Source organism: Gordonia sp. AC31 (assembly GCF_031844505.1).
Lineage (GTDB): Bacteria > Actinomycetota > Actinomycetes > Mycobacteriales > Mycobacteriaceae > Gordonia > Gordonia hongkongensis.
The window spans coordinates 107,534-123,191 of the sequence record NZ_JAUZVK010000002.1 but is presented as its reverse complement, the minus strand read 5'-3'; the positions used below and the strand labels follow the sequence as shown (position 1 = coordinate 123,191).

The following is a 15,658-nucleotide window of genomic DNA, read 5'->3' as shown; positions in this document are numbered from 1 at the left end:
TTCACGCGAGCTATGCGCCAAGAACCGCGAAAGCGCTCCAATAACGAGGTTTGGCGTACAGGCTCTCGCTTGGCATATTCAGCGAATTGCGATCCGGCGCGCGCTGGCGATCGTCTCGGGTAGCCAGTCTCCGCAGAGCCGCACTCAGGAATGGGCGTGCACCAACGTATACCCTTTCGTCTTCAGAGGTCAGCTGACGCAGCCAGCTGCGCGCGCCCCGCATGGCGTTTACCGGATCCTGCGCTGCGTTGTCTTGCGTCAGATCGAGCAGCTCGTAGAACCGAGTCATCAAGAGTGCCGTGGCAGTGTCATCTACCGGCCACAAACTCGCAACTACACATGGGGCTCCTGCGATCAGAAATCCCGTTGGGAGCCCCAGGACTTCGTCAGGGTTACCCTGTGTCCCGTAGTGAGCGGTCTGACATGCGCTCGCGACCACAAGTCGTCCGAATGGCAGTTCTTGAGCAGAAAGATCATCAGTAGACACACGGCTCCCGCCAGACAGTACTAGGTATCCCCCCGTGGGGTCGCCGATTTCAGATCCTCCGTGGCACGCCAGATGGAGATGGGTTGCTGCAGCCACGCTGCCGAGCAACCAGGTCCGACTTGCAGAAGCATTATAGGCAATGGATGGTTTGTCGCCCGCTAGTACGAACTGAGCGGTGATGGTATCAACTTCGGCCTCTGCTCCAGGAAGGTCACCTGTCGGATTGGCTACGCCAACGAGATGTGGTGCACCCTTCCGCTGCGCCCTCGCCATGCTCGTAGACATGACAAGGGCAGATGGGGCGATGTAGAGGGTACCCATCTCATCGAGAAGGCGCGGGGGCCTGTCGGCAGGGGCGGTATTGAGAGCGTAGAGGGGCAAGAGTCCGACGTATCCTGTTGGTACTACGACTAGCTCGTGGCCTTGGCTTGATAGCAGTGCAGCGAGCGCTCGTGCCATTGGGCGAAGTTGATCGAGTCGGCTGATTGCTTCGTCCATGAACTGCGACTCCGTGGCTTGTTGGGCCATCAGCAAGCCGGCAAGTCCCTTCTCGGGATCAAACAGCAGAAGTCGAATGATAAGTGCACTTGTGATCTCAGGAATGTGCGTGACAGACACCCCGGATTTACGATTGAGCGACAGAACCATCGTTCCTGCAGGAGCATTGACGATATAAGCGACAGCTCGCCCGGCCATACTCTCGGCGATGTCACGAACCGTGCGCCGTCGGTGAACGTTCTCAAACCCTGGAACTAATCGAATCTTCATGAGCAGGCTCCGAAGGACCGACTCCGTTGAAACAGCCTCCCAATACGCCCCGGTGGTGGCATCTGCCGCAATCGCACCCTTATGTTCCCGTAGCGCTGAATCGTACTCTGAGGCAAGTTGGGGATCGGTTTCTGCAAGTCGTGCCGAGTTGACCATGTCGCGCTCGACGTTGAAGTTGAGTTCACGGGCCCTCATATCCTCAATGACTTCGATTGCGTCCGAGACACGACCGGCTCGAGCGTAGGCATACGATGCCCATCTCGTCAGGGTAGGAGACTCAGACATTATCTCTCGCTGGGTCTTTCGATTGAGATGTATGCGGTACCAGTGGTTGTGCGCCGCGATTACCCAGTCGAACACCTCTGCGGCTTGGACCCATTGACCAGATTGTGCATACGCTTCAGCCAGTGGCTGACCAACCTCGATAAACGTCAACGGCCGGGCGAGCGGATCGATCAGTGCTAGTCCATCTCGGCGCAAATCACTGGCGCGACTAGTACTGTCGCCCTGGCGATCTTTCACACTTGCAAGTTGGAGAGTGATCTCGCTTACCGTTTCGGGAGCCGCGTTCTGATTGAGCGCTTCGTCCAACGTGGCTTCGAGGAGACGCTCTGCGTCGGGGAGATTCGCAGTCGACTGGGCTCCGATGACTGATGCGAGGTTCATTCGCAATCGACACCATAGCGGCTCGTGGTCGGCAAGGCCTATGCGTCCGAGTGCCGCGCGATAGAGGTGTTCTGCCTGCAGCAGGTCTCCTGCATTGCTGCGTCGTTGATAGAGGCTTCCTACGTTGACACAGGAGAAGGCCCAATCGACGACGTCGAGGTCCGGCGACCGTAGCTCTTGCGCTGCTTCGGCGAGTTCGATCGCGCGAGTGAGATCGTCGTCGTCGACTCGTCCGGACGGGCGTCCCATGAGCAGGTGGCTGAGATTTGTTGCGTTGAGTGCCCATTCGCGGCCCCGAATCGTACGATCTGTCCTATCGAGAACACGAACGAGGAGATCGTGAGCGCGGTCCCAGTTGTCCTCCGGGTCCCCGACCGCGCTCGCGGCGGTGACAATCGCCAAGTTGCCTGCTGCGGCACTCCAGTCTGGGTCTGCTTCATCCAAGAGTTCGACAGCCCGGAGCAACAGCTTTTCTGCTTCCTCAAACGATGCCTGACTTCGCCTCTCTGCGAGCCTACGGCCTAGTTCCAGGCTGAGCACCGCTTCAGACGCGTGATCAAGAAGGACTGCAAAGTCAAGCGCTTCGCGAACGTCATCGTCAGTCGCGTCCGACGCCTGGGCCGCAGCGATGAGATCGTCCATGCGAACCAAAACACCTTTCCCGAAGGAACGTGCAAACGACAGATACTCGGCGACGGCGTCCTTGAGATTCTTTCCAGACGAGACCGACTCTGCGAGTTGCAGTTGCGCCGATACAACCGCCGACTGCTGAGCATCATCAGTGCAGTTGTGCAATTCTTCGCGTAGTAGAGACACGGCGAATCTGCTTCCGATCGCAGGGTGTCCGAGTACCGCCGCATGGATGCGGTCGGCGTCACTGGCGTAGAAGACATTGGCAATCGCGTAGCGCGCGGCGCGTTCATCGGCGGTCTCTGCAACGACTGACAGATAATTCGCATATCTGCTGGCCGCCTCCGATCCAAACTCGTTTGCAACTTCCTCTGCAGCAGCACGAATATCCTCCAGATCTGAAGAGAGGCTGCGTTCCAGAGCAGGGACGAGCGCCGTCCTAGCCAGGGGTACCGCCGGGGGAAAGAGGTGGCGAGATGGTGAGATGGACGCTTCCTGCATTAACCGACCTAGCCGATCGACGCCAGTCTCGGGCGACTGCGTCGGGTCGAAAACATGGATAACAGGCAACTCGGAACCTGGTGATAGCAGGAGTAATTCGCTCGAGGTTGGCACGACCCTGCTTCCGCATGAGCGGCAACGGACATGAGTGAATCCTGTTGCCCGGGAAACAGCAACATCTGGCCGGCGCGAGGTGTCAAGTACTCGCCATACCGCTGCCTGCTGGGCTTCCCCGCACGCATCGCACGCCCATAGGTACTCCGTCATGCTAGAAATCTCAGCAGAAGCGTCGGTCATTACAAGTAATTGCCCTTCTAATCCACTCTAGTTTTACGGTGTCGCCTGCTAGATCGGTGATGCCGGACCATCTTCCAGCAACAGACCATCCGTCACTGTTCCTCACGATGTTGATTTAGGTAGCTCGTAACGGCGATAACGTGGAGTTTAGCCGTTGGCGGTTCACCTGCCCGACTCGTCACCGTCCGCGGGTTCGAGAATCTCTGACAGGATGTCGGATGCAAGCGGAGAGATCTCCGTTATCGACGCCAGCGAGCGGTACTGTTCCGAAAGTCCCTGCGCTAGATCGCAAAGTCGTTCACGCGTGAGATAATGCAGTCTCGAAATGCCGAAACCGGGTTTTGTCACTGACAACATCTCAATAAGCGACGTGACGAAACCTGCATCCATCGGATATTGCGTCGACTGGCCGTCTAGCCAGTTCCAGATTGTCCACTCCACCTGAGCATTCGCTTTTCGCTGCATATCGTCAGTCCAGATATGGGAGGCCAGAGCACCCAGAGAATACTGCGGATCGCTCTCACGGAGGGCGCCGAGCATCCGCAGCAGATTCCCAGAGATAGCCAACGTGCGTCCATTTTTACGGCCCTTAGGGCGTATTTGCGCAAGCATAGCGAAGGCCTCGTCGGGTGCCCCCATCCGAAACTTTATTAGGACCCAAGCGATTTCTGTCTGAACGTGCCTAGTGACGAACCTTTCCAATACTGCGCAAGCTCCATCGCAGTCCCCGTCATCCTCCAGGACCTTAGCGAGATGGAGAGCACCGATGTATTCACGTTGAGCAGGGGCCTCCAGCACCTTGATGGCGCGCGTCCGCTCTCCGCGAGCTATGAAGAGTTGCGCGAGCGTACTGGCCGCGTGCTGACTTATCGGCGCGTGGACGCTAAGTTGTTGGATCGCCTCCGATTCCCGGCCAGAAGCCAAGAGCAGACCAGCCCGCCGCGTGGCGGTCTGAGAGAACCGCTGTGCGGGTTCTCTCAATTGCTCGATCGCTTCGTCGGGCTTGCCCTCCTTAACCAGCAGGTCCGCAAGGCGCGCCGCTGCTTCCTGGCTGGATGCGGCGTGGAATTCTAGATCCGATATTGCCTCCGAATGGCGCCCGAACCGACCGAGAATTCTTGCGCGGCGTGCAGCTGCCTGCGGCCAGACTCGTGCGGGCTCCTTCAGCATTTCTGCCGCGAGTTCGTAGTCGCCGTCGCGCTCATGTATCTGCGAGAGCAGAGTCGCGGCCTCTTGCACCACTAAAAGGTGGGGTTGCAGGATCGCGATGAGCGGTCCGGTATCCGTGAGGGCACTGGCGTTTTCCAGGTAATCCTTTGCAGCCGCGAGCGCGTTCGCGGCAGTTCCGTCCGAGGGACGTTCCACAGACAAGTCAACTTGTTCAACTCTGCGCAGAAGTGATTGCATGGCTAAGGTCGCGTCGCGGTGACGTCCAATCCACGGTTGGAGTGCCCGAGCGGCCTTCTCATTATTTCCAGCAAGTTTGTGTACTTGGGCGAGGGCGACTGCGCAGTCGATTCCGCTGTCGAGGTGAGGCTGGAGTATGTTTATTGCGTCTTCGAGTCGGTCTTCTTCCACCAGCAGATCAGCCGCAAAAATGCATGCATCCTTGTCGTCGCGTGCGGATTCGAGAGCCTGAAGTGCTTCGTCTGGGCGGCCGACGCTATTCAGGAGTCGAGCGAGTCGAACCGTCGCTGCAACGCTCGGATCGTTGATTGTCCGAAGTCTGGCGATGGCTTCGTCGTACTGCCCGCACCGGCATATGACGTCTGCCATCGCCGCTGGATCGTCATGCTGTCTGGCAAGGTGGAGCGCAAGCTCGAATTCGCCGAGCATCGACAGACGGCGAGCAACCTCGATCAAGTCGCTCGAACGTACGAGCGAAGGGAAATCCGGTTGAGTCAATACGGAACGCATGCAATGGGAGAGTGTATAGGAGTCCATCCGGCTGATGTGGTCCTGGACAAGATAATCATGTATCGCATACGCCTCGGTCATGGTGCGGTCGTCGCTAGCCAACCATTCTTGGGCGAGCGCCGGGATCCCCAAGTGATGTACGTCGTGTGTTCGCCACTGTGCGTACGGGTTGTCGTCCTCCGACCCGGTAGTCGCCTCGGTCAACCCGGCGCGAAACCAGCCTTCACCGACCCGGCTGCGTACAGGCGCGTCGAGGTACCCTTCACTGACTCGTTCGAGCAACTGGCGTGACAGCGGGCCCAATAATCCTGATTGGCGCAGGTCGCACGCGGCTCGAACGATCGCTCGCGCCGGTGGCGAGAAGGCGTGAGCGTCTCCGGCTGACATACGCGCTACCAGCTGGGCTCCGCCCGCCAGGACCTGTGTGACGCTGTACTGAATTGCTCCGTCGATGCTCGTTCTCGTCGCCGTGCGAATTGCGAGCTGGATGCGTGCATCTGCGACCCCATCCAGTTCTCGTTTCTGTTTGCGAATAGCCGCATCTAACTGCCGTTCGGAGAACCCTTCAGCGTTGGTGATTCGCCGACTCTGCGGTGCGAGGAGAACATCGCGGATGGCGAATGCGCCCTCCCGTGCCAGCCCTGCTTCAGGTCGACCCGTCATCTCGTGGTAGTAGCTCGGCCACAGCGTTCCTACGAAGGCGATTGCGCCACCGGAACTTGCGAGAAGGATCTCAAGAATCGAAGTGGCGCTGCGGATGCCGGAATCGGTGTGGGTCAGGAACCTTTGCATCTCGTCCAGCCAAACGACTGTTCGTGCTGGCACGCCACCTTCGAGAATCTCTGCGAGTTCGCGTCCTGAGCTTGGAAAAACGAGGTGCCAGTCGGGACAAATGCGCTTCACACCTTCGTAGGCGGCACGAGACTTTCCGGTGCATGACGTGCCTACAATCGTGAGCAGCCCGGGACGCTCCTCGTCGCGGATCTTCGTGAGATGGGCGAGGATTTCTCGGTCGTGACGGCGGTCGATGTACGGTGGTAGCGCCTCTCCAATACCGGTCGATATCGACAAGTGCACGCCGAGAGCTGTGGGTTCCCAATCCACAACCGGCCTACCAATGTTTCGGCCTTGCGTTGTTGCCTCACGCGACCGCTTCGCCGCTCCTGCCCTGGCGTCGGAGACATGGACGGCGTAATTGTAGGTGCGGGCACCACCGACCTGCGAGTGGTCACCCGCGACCTCGATGCCAACCGCGTGAACCTGCGCGCTTTCAAGGGTGCCGGAACGGAATGCGCGAGCGGGGACCGTCCCGGCTAGTGGGGGTCGTTTTGTTGATAGATCTGAACGCCACCAATATGCGAATGCGCGTTGTCATTCGCTTGACCCCTGATGGTGTTTGCCGCGACCGCGCCCTGGCCAATCGCAGTCGGTGATCCAGATACGATCTCTCGTGCAATTGCCAGCAGTTCGGCGTCTTGGTCGAGCCCCAACTCGACGAAATGGGTTTGCAATGCGTCCGCGCTTTCCTCGCTTGGACGACGAAGATGGACGTTTAGATCGGCGGCGGCATCTTCATTGCACGCCACGCGCCGTGTCAACAGTTGAACGAGTTGGTGATACAGCGCCTGCCCACCCCGTCCGACGCCGTCGACTGCCGCGGTCACCGCGTCCTTCGTCTTCATTTTCAAGCCGTCACCTGCGCCGGCAGCGAGCGCGCCGAGTATTAACGAAGCACCATCGAGTTGTGACGGATCCATTGCGCCTCCCGGGACACTGACTTTCACAGAGTTGCGATACTACAGGACGACACTTGCGAGCTAGTTGTAGATCTTGGGGATGGCGCGTCCCCTGTGAACCGGTTAGGTGCCCAAACAGGTCCGGTGGTCGGTCGTTGGACCACATCCGACCTGGAACGTTCACCGTCTAAGGTGACGCCGGCAACCACGCTGGGCAAGCTCGACCGTCTGCCGCTCGAGGAGTTGCTGTGGGAGGATTTCGAGCGGCTTCAATGGCGGATGCTGCGGGATGTCGAAGGCTTGAGGGAGGCGCAGATCTACGGTGACCGCGGCCAATCCCAGTTCGGAATCGATGTAGCAGCGAAAGGCCATCTCGGCACCCACCCCGCGTGAACCGCAAGTTTGTATGTCGCGCAGCCCCGACTTGGCCCTGAGCGCAAAGCTGGCGGCGCGACGCACCGGTTGGCCACCCATCCACCCGCGCTGGCCGTTCGGCCCTCCACAGGGACAACTTTCATCACATCTGATCTACGCGTGGATTATCTGAAATCGGTCGAAATAGACTTGGACAAATCGGGTTTACACGTGGATCTCACACGAACATGTTGAGCACCCGCGGCATCGCGCACGGCCCCGTGAGTGCGCGGTGGAACTCGCGGGAGATGTCGTGAAAGGCTTTGCCGTCGTTGTACTCGACCGCCACGAGGAGCTCGGCGTGGCACGCTCGTGCGGTCGTCAGCGAGGACTCGTCGATCAGGTCGACCGACCGGGCGAGCGCGGCCTGCTCCAGAGTCCCTCGGACGAAATAGATCTCGCGCAACTCCTCGGTGGAGAGCTGACTCACTCGGTAGCCAAAACCCGGGCGGTGCACCACGAGACCTTCCCCGATGAGCGTCTTGAGCGCCTCCCGAACGGGGATCGGGCTGACGTCGAAGACTTCGGCGATCTCGCCTGGCGGAATCTGGGTGCCGGGTGGCGCACCACCGGACAAGATCAGTCGACGCAGTTCCTCGAGTACGTTCGCGCGCGCGTTGCCGGTGCGGGTCTCGGCCAGTTGGTCGAGCAACCGGTCGGTGAGGCGTCGGTTCACCGCGGCGGCCCGGGGCGGGACGGGTGGCGTGCGATCCAGTCGGCCACCGCCTCGGTGAGTCGATGTTGGTTGTGCCGCTTGACGATCTCGTGACCCTCGTCGTCGAACATGAGCATCTCGGCCACGGCTCCGCGTGCCTGGAGTTCGGCGACGATCTGCTGCGACTCGCTGACCGGCACGTTGGTGTCGTGTGCCCCGTGCACGACGAGCAGCGGCGCGCGGACGGCGTCGATGCGGTGGAGCGGTGAGAGGTCGGCGAGGAGTTCGCGGTCGGACTCGGGATGTCCGTACTTCGTGTAGGCGGCGACCGCGATCCACGGTTCGGTGTTGCGGAAGAACGACTCGAGGTCGCTCATGCCGCAGATCGCGATCCCGGCGGCGAACAGTTCGGGGTGGAACGTCAGGCATGCCAGGGTCAGGTATCCGCCGTACGAGCGGCCGGAGCAGTACACGGCATCCGGGTCGGCGATCCCCTGACGGCACAGGTACTCCGCGCAATCCGCGGCGTCGTCGATCCCCGCGTATCGCCCGTACCGGTCGTCGGCATGTGCGAACAGCCGACCGTATCCCGACGATCCGCGGACGTTCGCCGCGAAGACCGTGATTCCGGCGTCGACGAGGGGGCCGAAGAGGAACTGGTAATCAGGTCGCGACTGTCCCTCGGGTCCGCCGTGGAAATAGAGCAGGGTGGGACCGGGCGCACCGGCGCCGGTGGTGCGACTCGCGCGGAACAGAAAGCCGGACAACGGCATACCGTCTCGTGCGGAGAACTCCACGAGTTCGGGCCGGAGCGTGCAGGACGGCCCCTCGCCGGTGACGACGTCGTCACGGACGGGGTGGACGACACGATTGGCGACATCGACGAGATGGACGAGGGGTGAGTGTTGCGGACTCGACACCGTCACGGTCACCACCGACCCCGCCGCACTGATCGAGAGGTCGGAGGCCACCTCGCCGGGAAGGTCGATGGGCGGGTGCAAGGTCTGATCGGGCAGAGTCATGATCTGCAACTCGCTCCGGCCGTGCACATTCCACAGGAGCGCGACGGTCGACTGGTCGTGGCTGACCGCAAACTCGTCGAGTCCGATGTCGACCCGCTGGGCCATCACCCGGAACCGCACACCGAATCTGCTGACCTCGACGCCGAGGAGGCGCGGGAACTTGGCGTCGAAGTCGCTGCGCACCAAGGCCTGGACGCTGTCGAGGTCGCGGGTCGGTTCGTTCGGGGCGGGCACGAAGACCAGGGAGGAGTGGTCGAAACCCTGGTCGAGGACGTAGCCCTGGTCGGTCACCGCGCCGGGGTCCTGCGGGAGCAGCGGCGTCATCGAGATCTCGTCGTCGCCCGACTCGGGTCGGCGGCGCAGGAGCAACATGTCGTGGTAGCCGCGCGGGCCGACCCGGACGAGGGTGGCGCCCTTCCACGAGTCGATCAGCACACCGCCGACGCGCTGGTCCAGGGTGAGTGTCGTCGCGGTGCCGGGATGGACACGTAGTGCGAAGGACGTGCCGTCCTGGTCGATGGCGGTGATCAGGACCCAGTCGGTGTCCCACCCGACGAGTCCCACGGTGCCGAACGAGCGGCCGTCGGGGCGAGTCGCCGCGATGCGGTGGGCGGTGTCGTCGTCGGGATCGGTGGTGACCACCCACACCTGGTGGTGCTCACCGCCGCTCGGGGCGATCTCCACCGCCAGCCAGCGACCGTCGCTGGAGTGCACCACCTTTCGGACCGGACCGGTCGACCGGAGCTGAACCCAGCGCAACTCGCCGACGCCGTCCCGCGAGAGCGATCGCTGAGCGGCCCGCGGATAACCGGTGCCCTCGTCGACGATGTAGGCGAAGGCACTCCCGTCGGGGGAGAGCGAGGCGCCGTAGGTCTTCCAGCCGCGGTCGTCGAAACGCAGAGCGGTCACCGTCGGGCGTTCGCTTCCATCGTCTGCAACCACATCTCCAGCAGCGCGACCTGCCACAGCTCGTTCCCGTCGAGTCTCGTGCGGATTCCGTTGGGGTCGGCGAACAGTCGGTCGAGGGCCGCGGGACGGTACAGGCCGCGATCGCGGGCCGCCTTCGACCGCAGGGTGTCCGACACGAGATCGAGGACACCGCCGGTCAGATGGCGGATACCCGGCACCGGGAAGTACCCCTTCGTGCGATCGATGACCGCCGACGGCAGCAGCGCCCGGCTCGCCTCCTTGAGGACACCCTTGCCGCCGTGCGCCAGCTTGAGATCGGGGGGACACGTGGCGGCCAGTTCGACGAACTCGTGGTCGAGGAACGGGACGCGGGCCTCCAGACCCCAGGCCATCGTCATGGTGTCGACGCGTTTGACCGGGTCGTCGACGAGCATGACGGTCGTGTCCAGGCGGAGGGCGGCGTCGACGGCGGTGGCCGCGCCCGGTGCGGACTGGTGGGCCCAGGCGAATTCGAAGCTGGGGTCGTAACCGGCCTCGGTGAGGTAGTCGTCGGCGAGGATGCCGCGGATGTCGACATCGTCGCGGTCGAAGAACACGTCGGCGTACGCGCGCGTCGTCTTCTCCCGGGTCACGTCCAGCAGTGGGGGATACCAGCTGTACCCGCCGAGGATCTCGTCGGCGCCCTGACCGGACTGGACCACCTTGATGGACTTGCTGACCTCCTGCGAGAGGAGATAGAACGCGACGCAGTCGTGACTGACCATCGGTTCGCCCATCGCCGCGACCGTGTCCGGGATAGCGGGCAGCAACCGGTCGGTCCCGATGTGGATCTTGTGGTGGTCGGTACCGAAGGTGTCGGCGATGAGGTCGGAGTAGGCGTACTCGTCCCCCGATTCCCCGGCCGCGGAATCGAATCCGATGCTGAAGGTCGCGAGGTCGGTCTGACCCTGCTCGGCGAGCAGCGCGACCACCAGCGAGGAGTCGACGCCCCCGGACAGCAGCACGCCGACCGGGACGTCGGCGACCATCCGCCTGCGCACGGAGGTCCGCAGCGAGTCGAGCAGCTCGTGCTGCCATCGCTTCTCGTCCCAGTCCCGGCGGTCGGGATGCGGTTCGAAAGCCGGTTCCCAGTAACGGCGCTCGGTGCGGCGTCCGTCGGGCTGGATGGTCATGACGGTGGCCGGCGGCAGCTTCCGGATGCCGTTGTAGATGGTGTGGGGTGCCGGGACGACGGCATGGAAGCTGAAGTAGTGGTGCAACGCCACCCGATCGATCGAGGTGTCGACGTCGCCGGCGCGCAGGAGCGCCTGCACCGACGAGGCGAACCGGAGTCGACCGGGGGTGTCGGCGAGATAGAGCGGCTTGATGCCGAGCCGGTCCCGTCCGAGGGTGACCACGCCGGTGTCGGTGTCGACGACGGCGAACGCGAACATGCCCATGAAATGGTCGACGCAGTCGGGGCCCCAGGCATGGAACGCCTTGAGGATGACCTCGCTGTCGGCGTGGGAGAAGAACGTGTAGCCCTTGCCCTCGAGTTCGGCGCGCAGTTCATGGTGGTTGTAGATGCAGCCGTTGAAGACCAACGCCAGGCCGAGTGCCGGGTCGATCATCGGCTGACTGCCCTTTTCGGTCAGGTCGATGATCTTCAGGCGCCGATGACCGAGCGCCACAGCGCCTTTCGAGAAGACGCCCGAGCCGTCAGGGCCGCGACGCGTCATCTCGCAGGTCATGGCGTCGACCGCCGAGACATCCGGAGCCGTCCCGTCGAACCGGATCTCGCCGCAGATTCCGCACATGGGTCGGTGGTCCTCCTCGTTAGCTGTCGTACTCCGGTGCCGCTGGTGCCCTGGTGCCCCGGGCGGAGGCATCCTCCCACCCTAGGAGCAGCCGGTCGGGACGGCACCCCGGGCGGGGCGACTACTTCGGCGTCACCCAGGTGGTGATGTCGCAGTGCACGACCTCGACGCCCTCGGTGTCGACGATGCTCACCGACACGGTGACGTCGGTGCCGGTGGTGATCGCGTCGAAGTCGACGGGGTCGGCCAGTCGCGCCTCGGCGGTCAGGCGCGTTGTGGCCTTCGTCAGATAGCTGGTCTGCATCGCCTTGGGAATCCAACGGTGGGTGGTGGGCGTGGTGGCCTCCATCAGCATCCCCATCGCGGCCTCGGCGAGGTTGCACGCCGCGATCGCGTGGAAGGTGCCGATGTGGTTGTGGACGCCGAACCAGTTGGGTGCGGTGACCTTGCAGTAGCCGGGCTCCATCTCCTGCACGAGAGGCAGGACGGTGCCGAAGTACGGGACCTTCGCGACCATGCCGAGTGAGAAGAGGACGTTGCCCAGCGGAGTGGCGGGCAGCTTCTTACGCAGGGCGAAGGTGGGGTTCGTGGAACTCATGGCGGCATCTTACTCATCGGTCAGGTAAGGTTCTGCCGACGGTCGCCGGCGCTGATTTGATCGAGCTCCCGACCTGATGCATACTGTTCGGGTTGCCTTGACCGGCGGACGCAGGTTGTGCCATGTGCCAGACCCGCGGTCGCGATCAGGTGAATGACTCCCAGGCCCGGTCTACGGGGACTGGGCGTGTAACGCGTGCCCCGATATCGGTTCACGGTCCCGACACGCCCGACCGCGGGTGCCGGAGCAAACCGGCTCGTACCAGGTGCGAGCCAACGTACAACGACAGATGAACAGCGTCGATTGCCGTATCTCACACGGTGGTCATGTGCTCAGCCGGCGAGAGGTCGGTCCAGATCACGCGGTGTTTGTCTGTCGAGAACAACTGACGGAAGAGGACACAGCGTGGCGGGACAAAAGATCCGCATCAGGCTCAAGGCCTACGACCACGAGGCGATCGACGCTTCGGCGCGCAAGATCGTGGAGACCGTGACCCGTACCGGGGCACGCGTCGTCGGCCCGGTGCCATTGCCCACCGAGAAGAACGTGTACTGCGTCATCCGTTCGCCGCACAAGTACAAGGACAGCCGCGAACACTTCGAGATGCGTACCCACAAGCGACTCATCGACATCCTCGACCCGACACCGAAGACGGTCGACGCGCTCATGCGCATCGACCTGCCGGCCAGCGTCGACGTCAACATCCAGTAGGACGGGGGCGAGATAACACATGAGCAATCAGAGTTCGACCAAGGGCATCCTGGGCACCAAGCTCGGCATGACCCAGGTCTTCGACGAGGACAACCGCGTCGTCCCGGTGACTGTCATCCAGGCCGGCCCGAACGTGATCACCCAGCTCCGCACCGCGGACCGTGACGGCTACACCGCCGTCCAGCTCGCCTACGGCGCCGTCGATCCCCGCAAGGTGACCAAGCCTGTCGCCGGTCAGTTCGGCAAGGCCGGGGTCACCCCGCGCCGCCACCTGGCCGAGATCCGCGTCAACGACGTCGCCGAGTTCGAGGTCGGTCAGGAACTGACCGCCGAGATCTTCGCCGACGGCGCGCTGGTCGATGTCACCGGCACCTCCAAGGGCAAGGGCTTCGCCGGCGTCATGAAGCGCCACGGCTTCGCCGGTCTGGGCGCCAGCCACGGTGCCCACCGCGTTCACCGCGCTCCGGGTTCGATCGGTGGCTGCGCCACCCCGGGTCGCGTGTTCAAGGGCATGCGCATGGCAGGCCGCATGGGTAACGACAAGGTGACCACGCAGAACCTCACCGTCCACAAGGTGGACGCCGAGGCCGGTCTCCTGCTGATCAAGGGAGCGATCCCGGGTCGCAAGGGCGGCATCGTGATGGTTCGCGACGCAGTGAAGGGTGGTGCCAAGTGAGCACCGAGACGGCTACCAAGCTTACGCTGGACGTCAAGACCGCCGACGGCAAGACCAACGGAACCGTTGACCTGCCCGCCGCGCTCTTCGACGCCCCGGCCAACATCGCGCTGATGCACCAGGTCGTCGTGGCCCAGCAGGCCGCGGCACGCCAGGGCACGCACTCCACCAAGACCCGCGGCGAGGTCCGCGGCGGTGGCGCCAAGCCGTACCGCCAGAAGGGCACCGGCCGTGCGCGTCAGGGTTCGACCCGCGCGCCGCAGTTCGCCGGCGGTGGCACCGTCCACGGCCCGCAGCCGCGCGACTACAGCCAGCGCACCCCCAAGAAGATGAAGGCGGCCGCACTGCGCGGTGCGCTGAGCGACCGCGCTCGTAACGAGCGCATCCACGTGATCACCGAACTGGTCTCCGGGCAGAAGCCCTCGACCAAGTCGGCGCGTCAGTTCCTGGAGAGCCTCTCCGATCGCCGCAAGTTCCTGGTCGTCCTCGGCCGCGAGGACCTGACGGCGTGGCTGAGTGTCGCGAACCTGCAGAACGTGCTGCCGATCGCGCCGGATCAGCTCAACACCTACGACGTCCTGGATTCGGACGAGGTGGTGTTCAGCGTCGAGACGCTCAATGCCTTCATCGAGCAGAACACGGCGGATGCCAAGGCTGCCGTCGAGAAGACAGCAGAGGAGGCCTGACATGGCGACCGTTGCCGACCCGCGCGACATCATCCTGGCGCCCGTGATCTCGGAGAAGTCCTACGGGCTCATGGAGGACAACGTGTACACCTTCCTGGTGCACCCGGAGTCCAACAAGACCGAGATCAAGATCGCGATCGAGAAGATCTTCGGTGTCAGCGTTGCCAGCGTCAACACCGCGAACCGACAGGGCAAGCGCAAGCGGACCCGCACCGGCTACGGCCAGCGCAAGTCCACCAAGCGCGCCATCGTGTCGCTGACCGCAGACAGCAAGCCCATCGAGATCTTCGGGGGCTCGGTCAGCTGACCGGGGCGCCCAGAGAAGGACTAGAGACTCATGGCTATTCGTAAGTACAAGCCGACGACCCCGGGTCGTCGTGGGGCCAGCGGCTCCGACTTCGCCGAGGTCACCCGTGACCACCCGGAGAAGTCGCTGGTGCGTCCGCTGCACGGGCGTGGTGGCCGAAACGCTCACGGCCGCATCACCACTCGTCACAAGGGTGGCGGCCACAAGCGCGCCTACCGTCTGATCGACTTCCGTCGCAACGACAAGGACGGCATCAACGCCAAGGTCGCTCACATCGAGTACGACCCGAACCGCACCGCGCGGATCGCGTTGCTGCACTACGTCGACGGCGAGAAGCGCTACATCATCGCGCCCAAGGGCCTGAAGCAGGGTGACGTCGTCGAGAGCGGCTCGACCGCCGACATCAAGCCCGGCAACAACCTGCCGCTGCGCAACATCCCGACCGGTACCCAGGTCCACGCCGTGGAGCTGCGTCCGGGTGGCGGCGCGAAGATGGCCCGCAGCGCGGGATCGTCGATCCAGCTGCTGGGCAAGGAAGGCACCTACGCCACCCTGCGTATGCCCTCCGGCGAGATCCGTCGCGTCGACGTGCGCTGCCGCGCCACCGTCGGCGAGGTGGGCAACGCCGAGCAGAGCAACATCAACTGGGGCAAGGCCGGCCGTATGCGCTGGAAGGGCAAGCGCCCGACCGTCCGTGGTGTCGTCATGAACCCGGTCGACCACCCGCACGGTGGTGGTGAGGGCAAGACCTCCGGTGGTCGCCACCCGGTCAGCCCGTGGGGCAAGCCCGAGGGACGTACCCGCAAGAACAAAGCCAGCGACAAGCTGATCGTCCGCCGCCGTCGTACCGGCAAGAACAAGCGATAACAGGAGGAGGTAAGA

The 15,658-nt window shown here is 63.2% G+C and carries 12 protein-coding genes and 1 pseudogene; 6 read left to right on the top strand and 7 right to left on the bottom strand.

The window, feature by feature from the left end:
* Positions 1-10: 10 nt before the first annotated feature.
* The 3 genes from Q9R39_RS03205 to Q9R39_RS03195 all read right to left on the bottom strand — a co-directional run bounded on the left by Q9R39_RS03205 (position 11) and on the right by Q9R39_RS03195 (position 7,023).
* Positions 11-3,166 carry a CHAT domain-containing protein gene (locus Q9R39_RS03205; RefSeq protein WP_311277095.1) on the bottom strand — a complete coding sequence of 1,052 codons (3,156 nt, stop codon included), beginning with the start codon at positions 3,164-3,166 and terminating at the stop codon, positions 11-13.
* A 345-nt stretch (positions 3,167-3,511) separates the two neighbouring features.
* Entirely contained in the window at positions 3,512-6,370 is a 2,859-nt protein-coding gene (locus Q9R39_RS03200) for a hypothetical protein (protein ID WP_311277094.1), read from the bottom strand.
* 209 nt (positions 6,371-6,579) lie between these two features.
* The gene (locus tag Q9R39_RS03195) at positions 6,580-7,023 is read right to left on the bottom strand and encodes a hypothetical protein (protein ID WP_311277093.1); all 444 of its coding nucleotides are present in this window, start codon (positions 7,021-7,023) and stop codon (positions 6,580-6,582) included.
* A gap of 171 nt (positions 7,024-7,194) precedes the next feature.
* Between Q9R39_RS03195 and Q9R39_RS03190 the strand changes: the two genes are divergently transcribed.
* Complete coding sequence (locus tag Q9R39_RS03190) at positions 7,195-7,395, top strand: hypothetical protein (RefSeq protein ID WP_311277092.1); 201 nt, start codon at positions 7,195-7,197, stop codon at positions 7,393-7,395.
* 205 nt (positions 7,396-7,600) lie between these two features.
* Here the strand turns inward: Q9R39_RS03190 and Q9R39_RS03185 are convergent.
* The 4 genes and pseudogenes from Q9R39_RS03185 to Q9R39_RS03170 form a co-directional block, all read right to left on the bottom strand.
* Positions 7,601-8,092: pseudogene (locus tag Q9R39_RS03185) on the bottom strand (GntR family transcriptional regulator); the annotation flags it as partial.
* The gene (locus tag Q9R39_RS03180) at positions 8,089-10,002 is read right to left on the bottom strand and encodes a prolyl oligopeptidase family serine peptidase (RefSeq protein WP_311277091.1); all 1,914 of its coding nucleotides are present in this window, start codon (positions 10,000-10,002) and stop codon (positions 8,089-8,091) included. The pseudogene Q9R39_RS03185 and the gene Q9R39_RS03180, both read right to left, overlap by 4 nt.
* The gene (locus Q9R39_RS03175) at positions 9,999-11,798 is read right to left on the bottom strand and encodes an N-acetylglutaminylglutamine amidotransferase (protein WP_065629644.1); all 1,800 of its coding nucleotides are present in this window, start codon (positions 11,796-11,798) and stop codon (positions 9,999-10,001) included. The genes Q9R39_RS03180 and Q9R39_RS03175 overlap by 4 nt, the downstream gene beginning before the upstream one ends.
* 121 nt (positions 11,799-11,919) lie before the next feature.
* Positions 11,920-12,396, bottom strand: coding sequence for a hotdog fold domain-containing protein (locus tag Q9R39_RS03170; protein WP_078113110.1), 477 nt, complete (start codon positions 12,394-12,396; stop codon positions 11,920-11,922).
* Between the two features lie 405 nt (positions 12,397-12,801).
* On the opposite strand from Q9R39_RS03170, the gene rpsJ reads away from it, so the two are divergent.
* From rpsJ to rplB, 5 genes are read left to right on the top strand one after another with little or no spacing between them, the layout of a single operon-like run.
* Positions 12,802-13,107, top strand: coding sequence for a 30S ribosomal protein S10 (rpsJ, locus tag Q9R39_RS03165; protein WP_003938093.1), 306 nt, complete (start codon positions 12,802-12,804; stop codon positions 13,105-13,107).
* 19 nt (positions 13,108-13,126) lie between these two features.
* Entirely contained in the window at positions 13,127-13,783 is a 657-nt protein-coding gene (gene rplC, locus Q9R39_RS03160) for a 50S ribosomal protein L3 (protein WP_311277088.1), read from the top strand.
* A complete protein-coding gene (rplD, locus tag Q9R39_RS03155) occupies positions 13,780-14,469 on the top strand; it encodes a 50S ribosomal protein L4 (RefSeq protein ID WP_058252342.1) in 690 nt (229 codons plus the stop codon). The genes rplC and rplD overlap by 4 nt, the downstream gene beginning before the upstream one ends.
* A gap of 1 nt (position 14,470) precedes the next feature.
* Entirely contained in the window at positions 14,471-14,776 is a 306-nt protein-coding gene (gene rplW, locus Q9R39_RS03150) for a 50S ribosomal protein L23 (RefSeq protein ID WP_058252341.1), read from the top strand.
* A gap of 30 nt (positions 14,777-14,806) precedes the next feature.
* Complete coding sequence (rplB, locus tag Q9R39_RS03145; RefSeq protein ID WP_004020552.1) at positions 14,807-15,643, top strand: 50S ribosomal protein L2; 837 nt, start codon at positions 14,807-14,809, stop codon at positions 15,641-15,643.
* Positions 15,644-15,658 lie beyond the last annotated feature (15 nt).

Excerpts from the sequence above, each read along its gene's own strand:
- rplW (WP_058252341.1), top strand. The coding sequence starts at position 14,471 with ATGGCGACCGTTGCCGACCCGCGCGACATCATCCTGGCGCCCGTGATC.
- Q9R39_RS03175 (WP_065629644.1), bottom strand. The coding sequence starts at position 11,798 with ATGTGCGGAATCTGCGGCGAGATCCGGTTCGACGGGACGGCTCCGGAT.
- Q9R39_RS03195 (WP_311277093.1), bottom strand. The coding sequence starts at position 7,023 with ATGGATCCGTCACAACTCGATGGTGCTTCGTTAATACTCGGCGCGCTC.
- Q9R39_RS03170 (WP_078113110.1), bottom strand. The coding sequence starts at position 12,396 with ATGAGTTCCACGAACCCCACCTTCGCCCTGCGTAAGAAGCTGCCCGCC.
- rplB (WP_004020552.1), top strand. The coding sequence starts at position 14,807 with ATGGCTATTCGTAAGTACAAGCCGACGACCCCGGGTCGTCGTGGGGCC.
- rplC (WP_311277088.1), top strand. The coding sequence starts at position 13,127 with ATGAGCAATCAGAGTTCGACCAAGGGCATCCTGGGCACCAAGCTCGGC.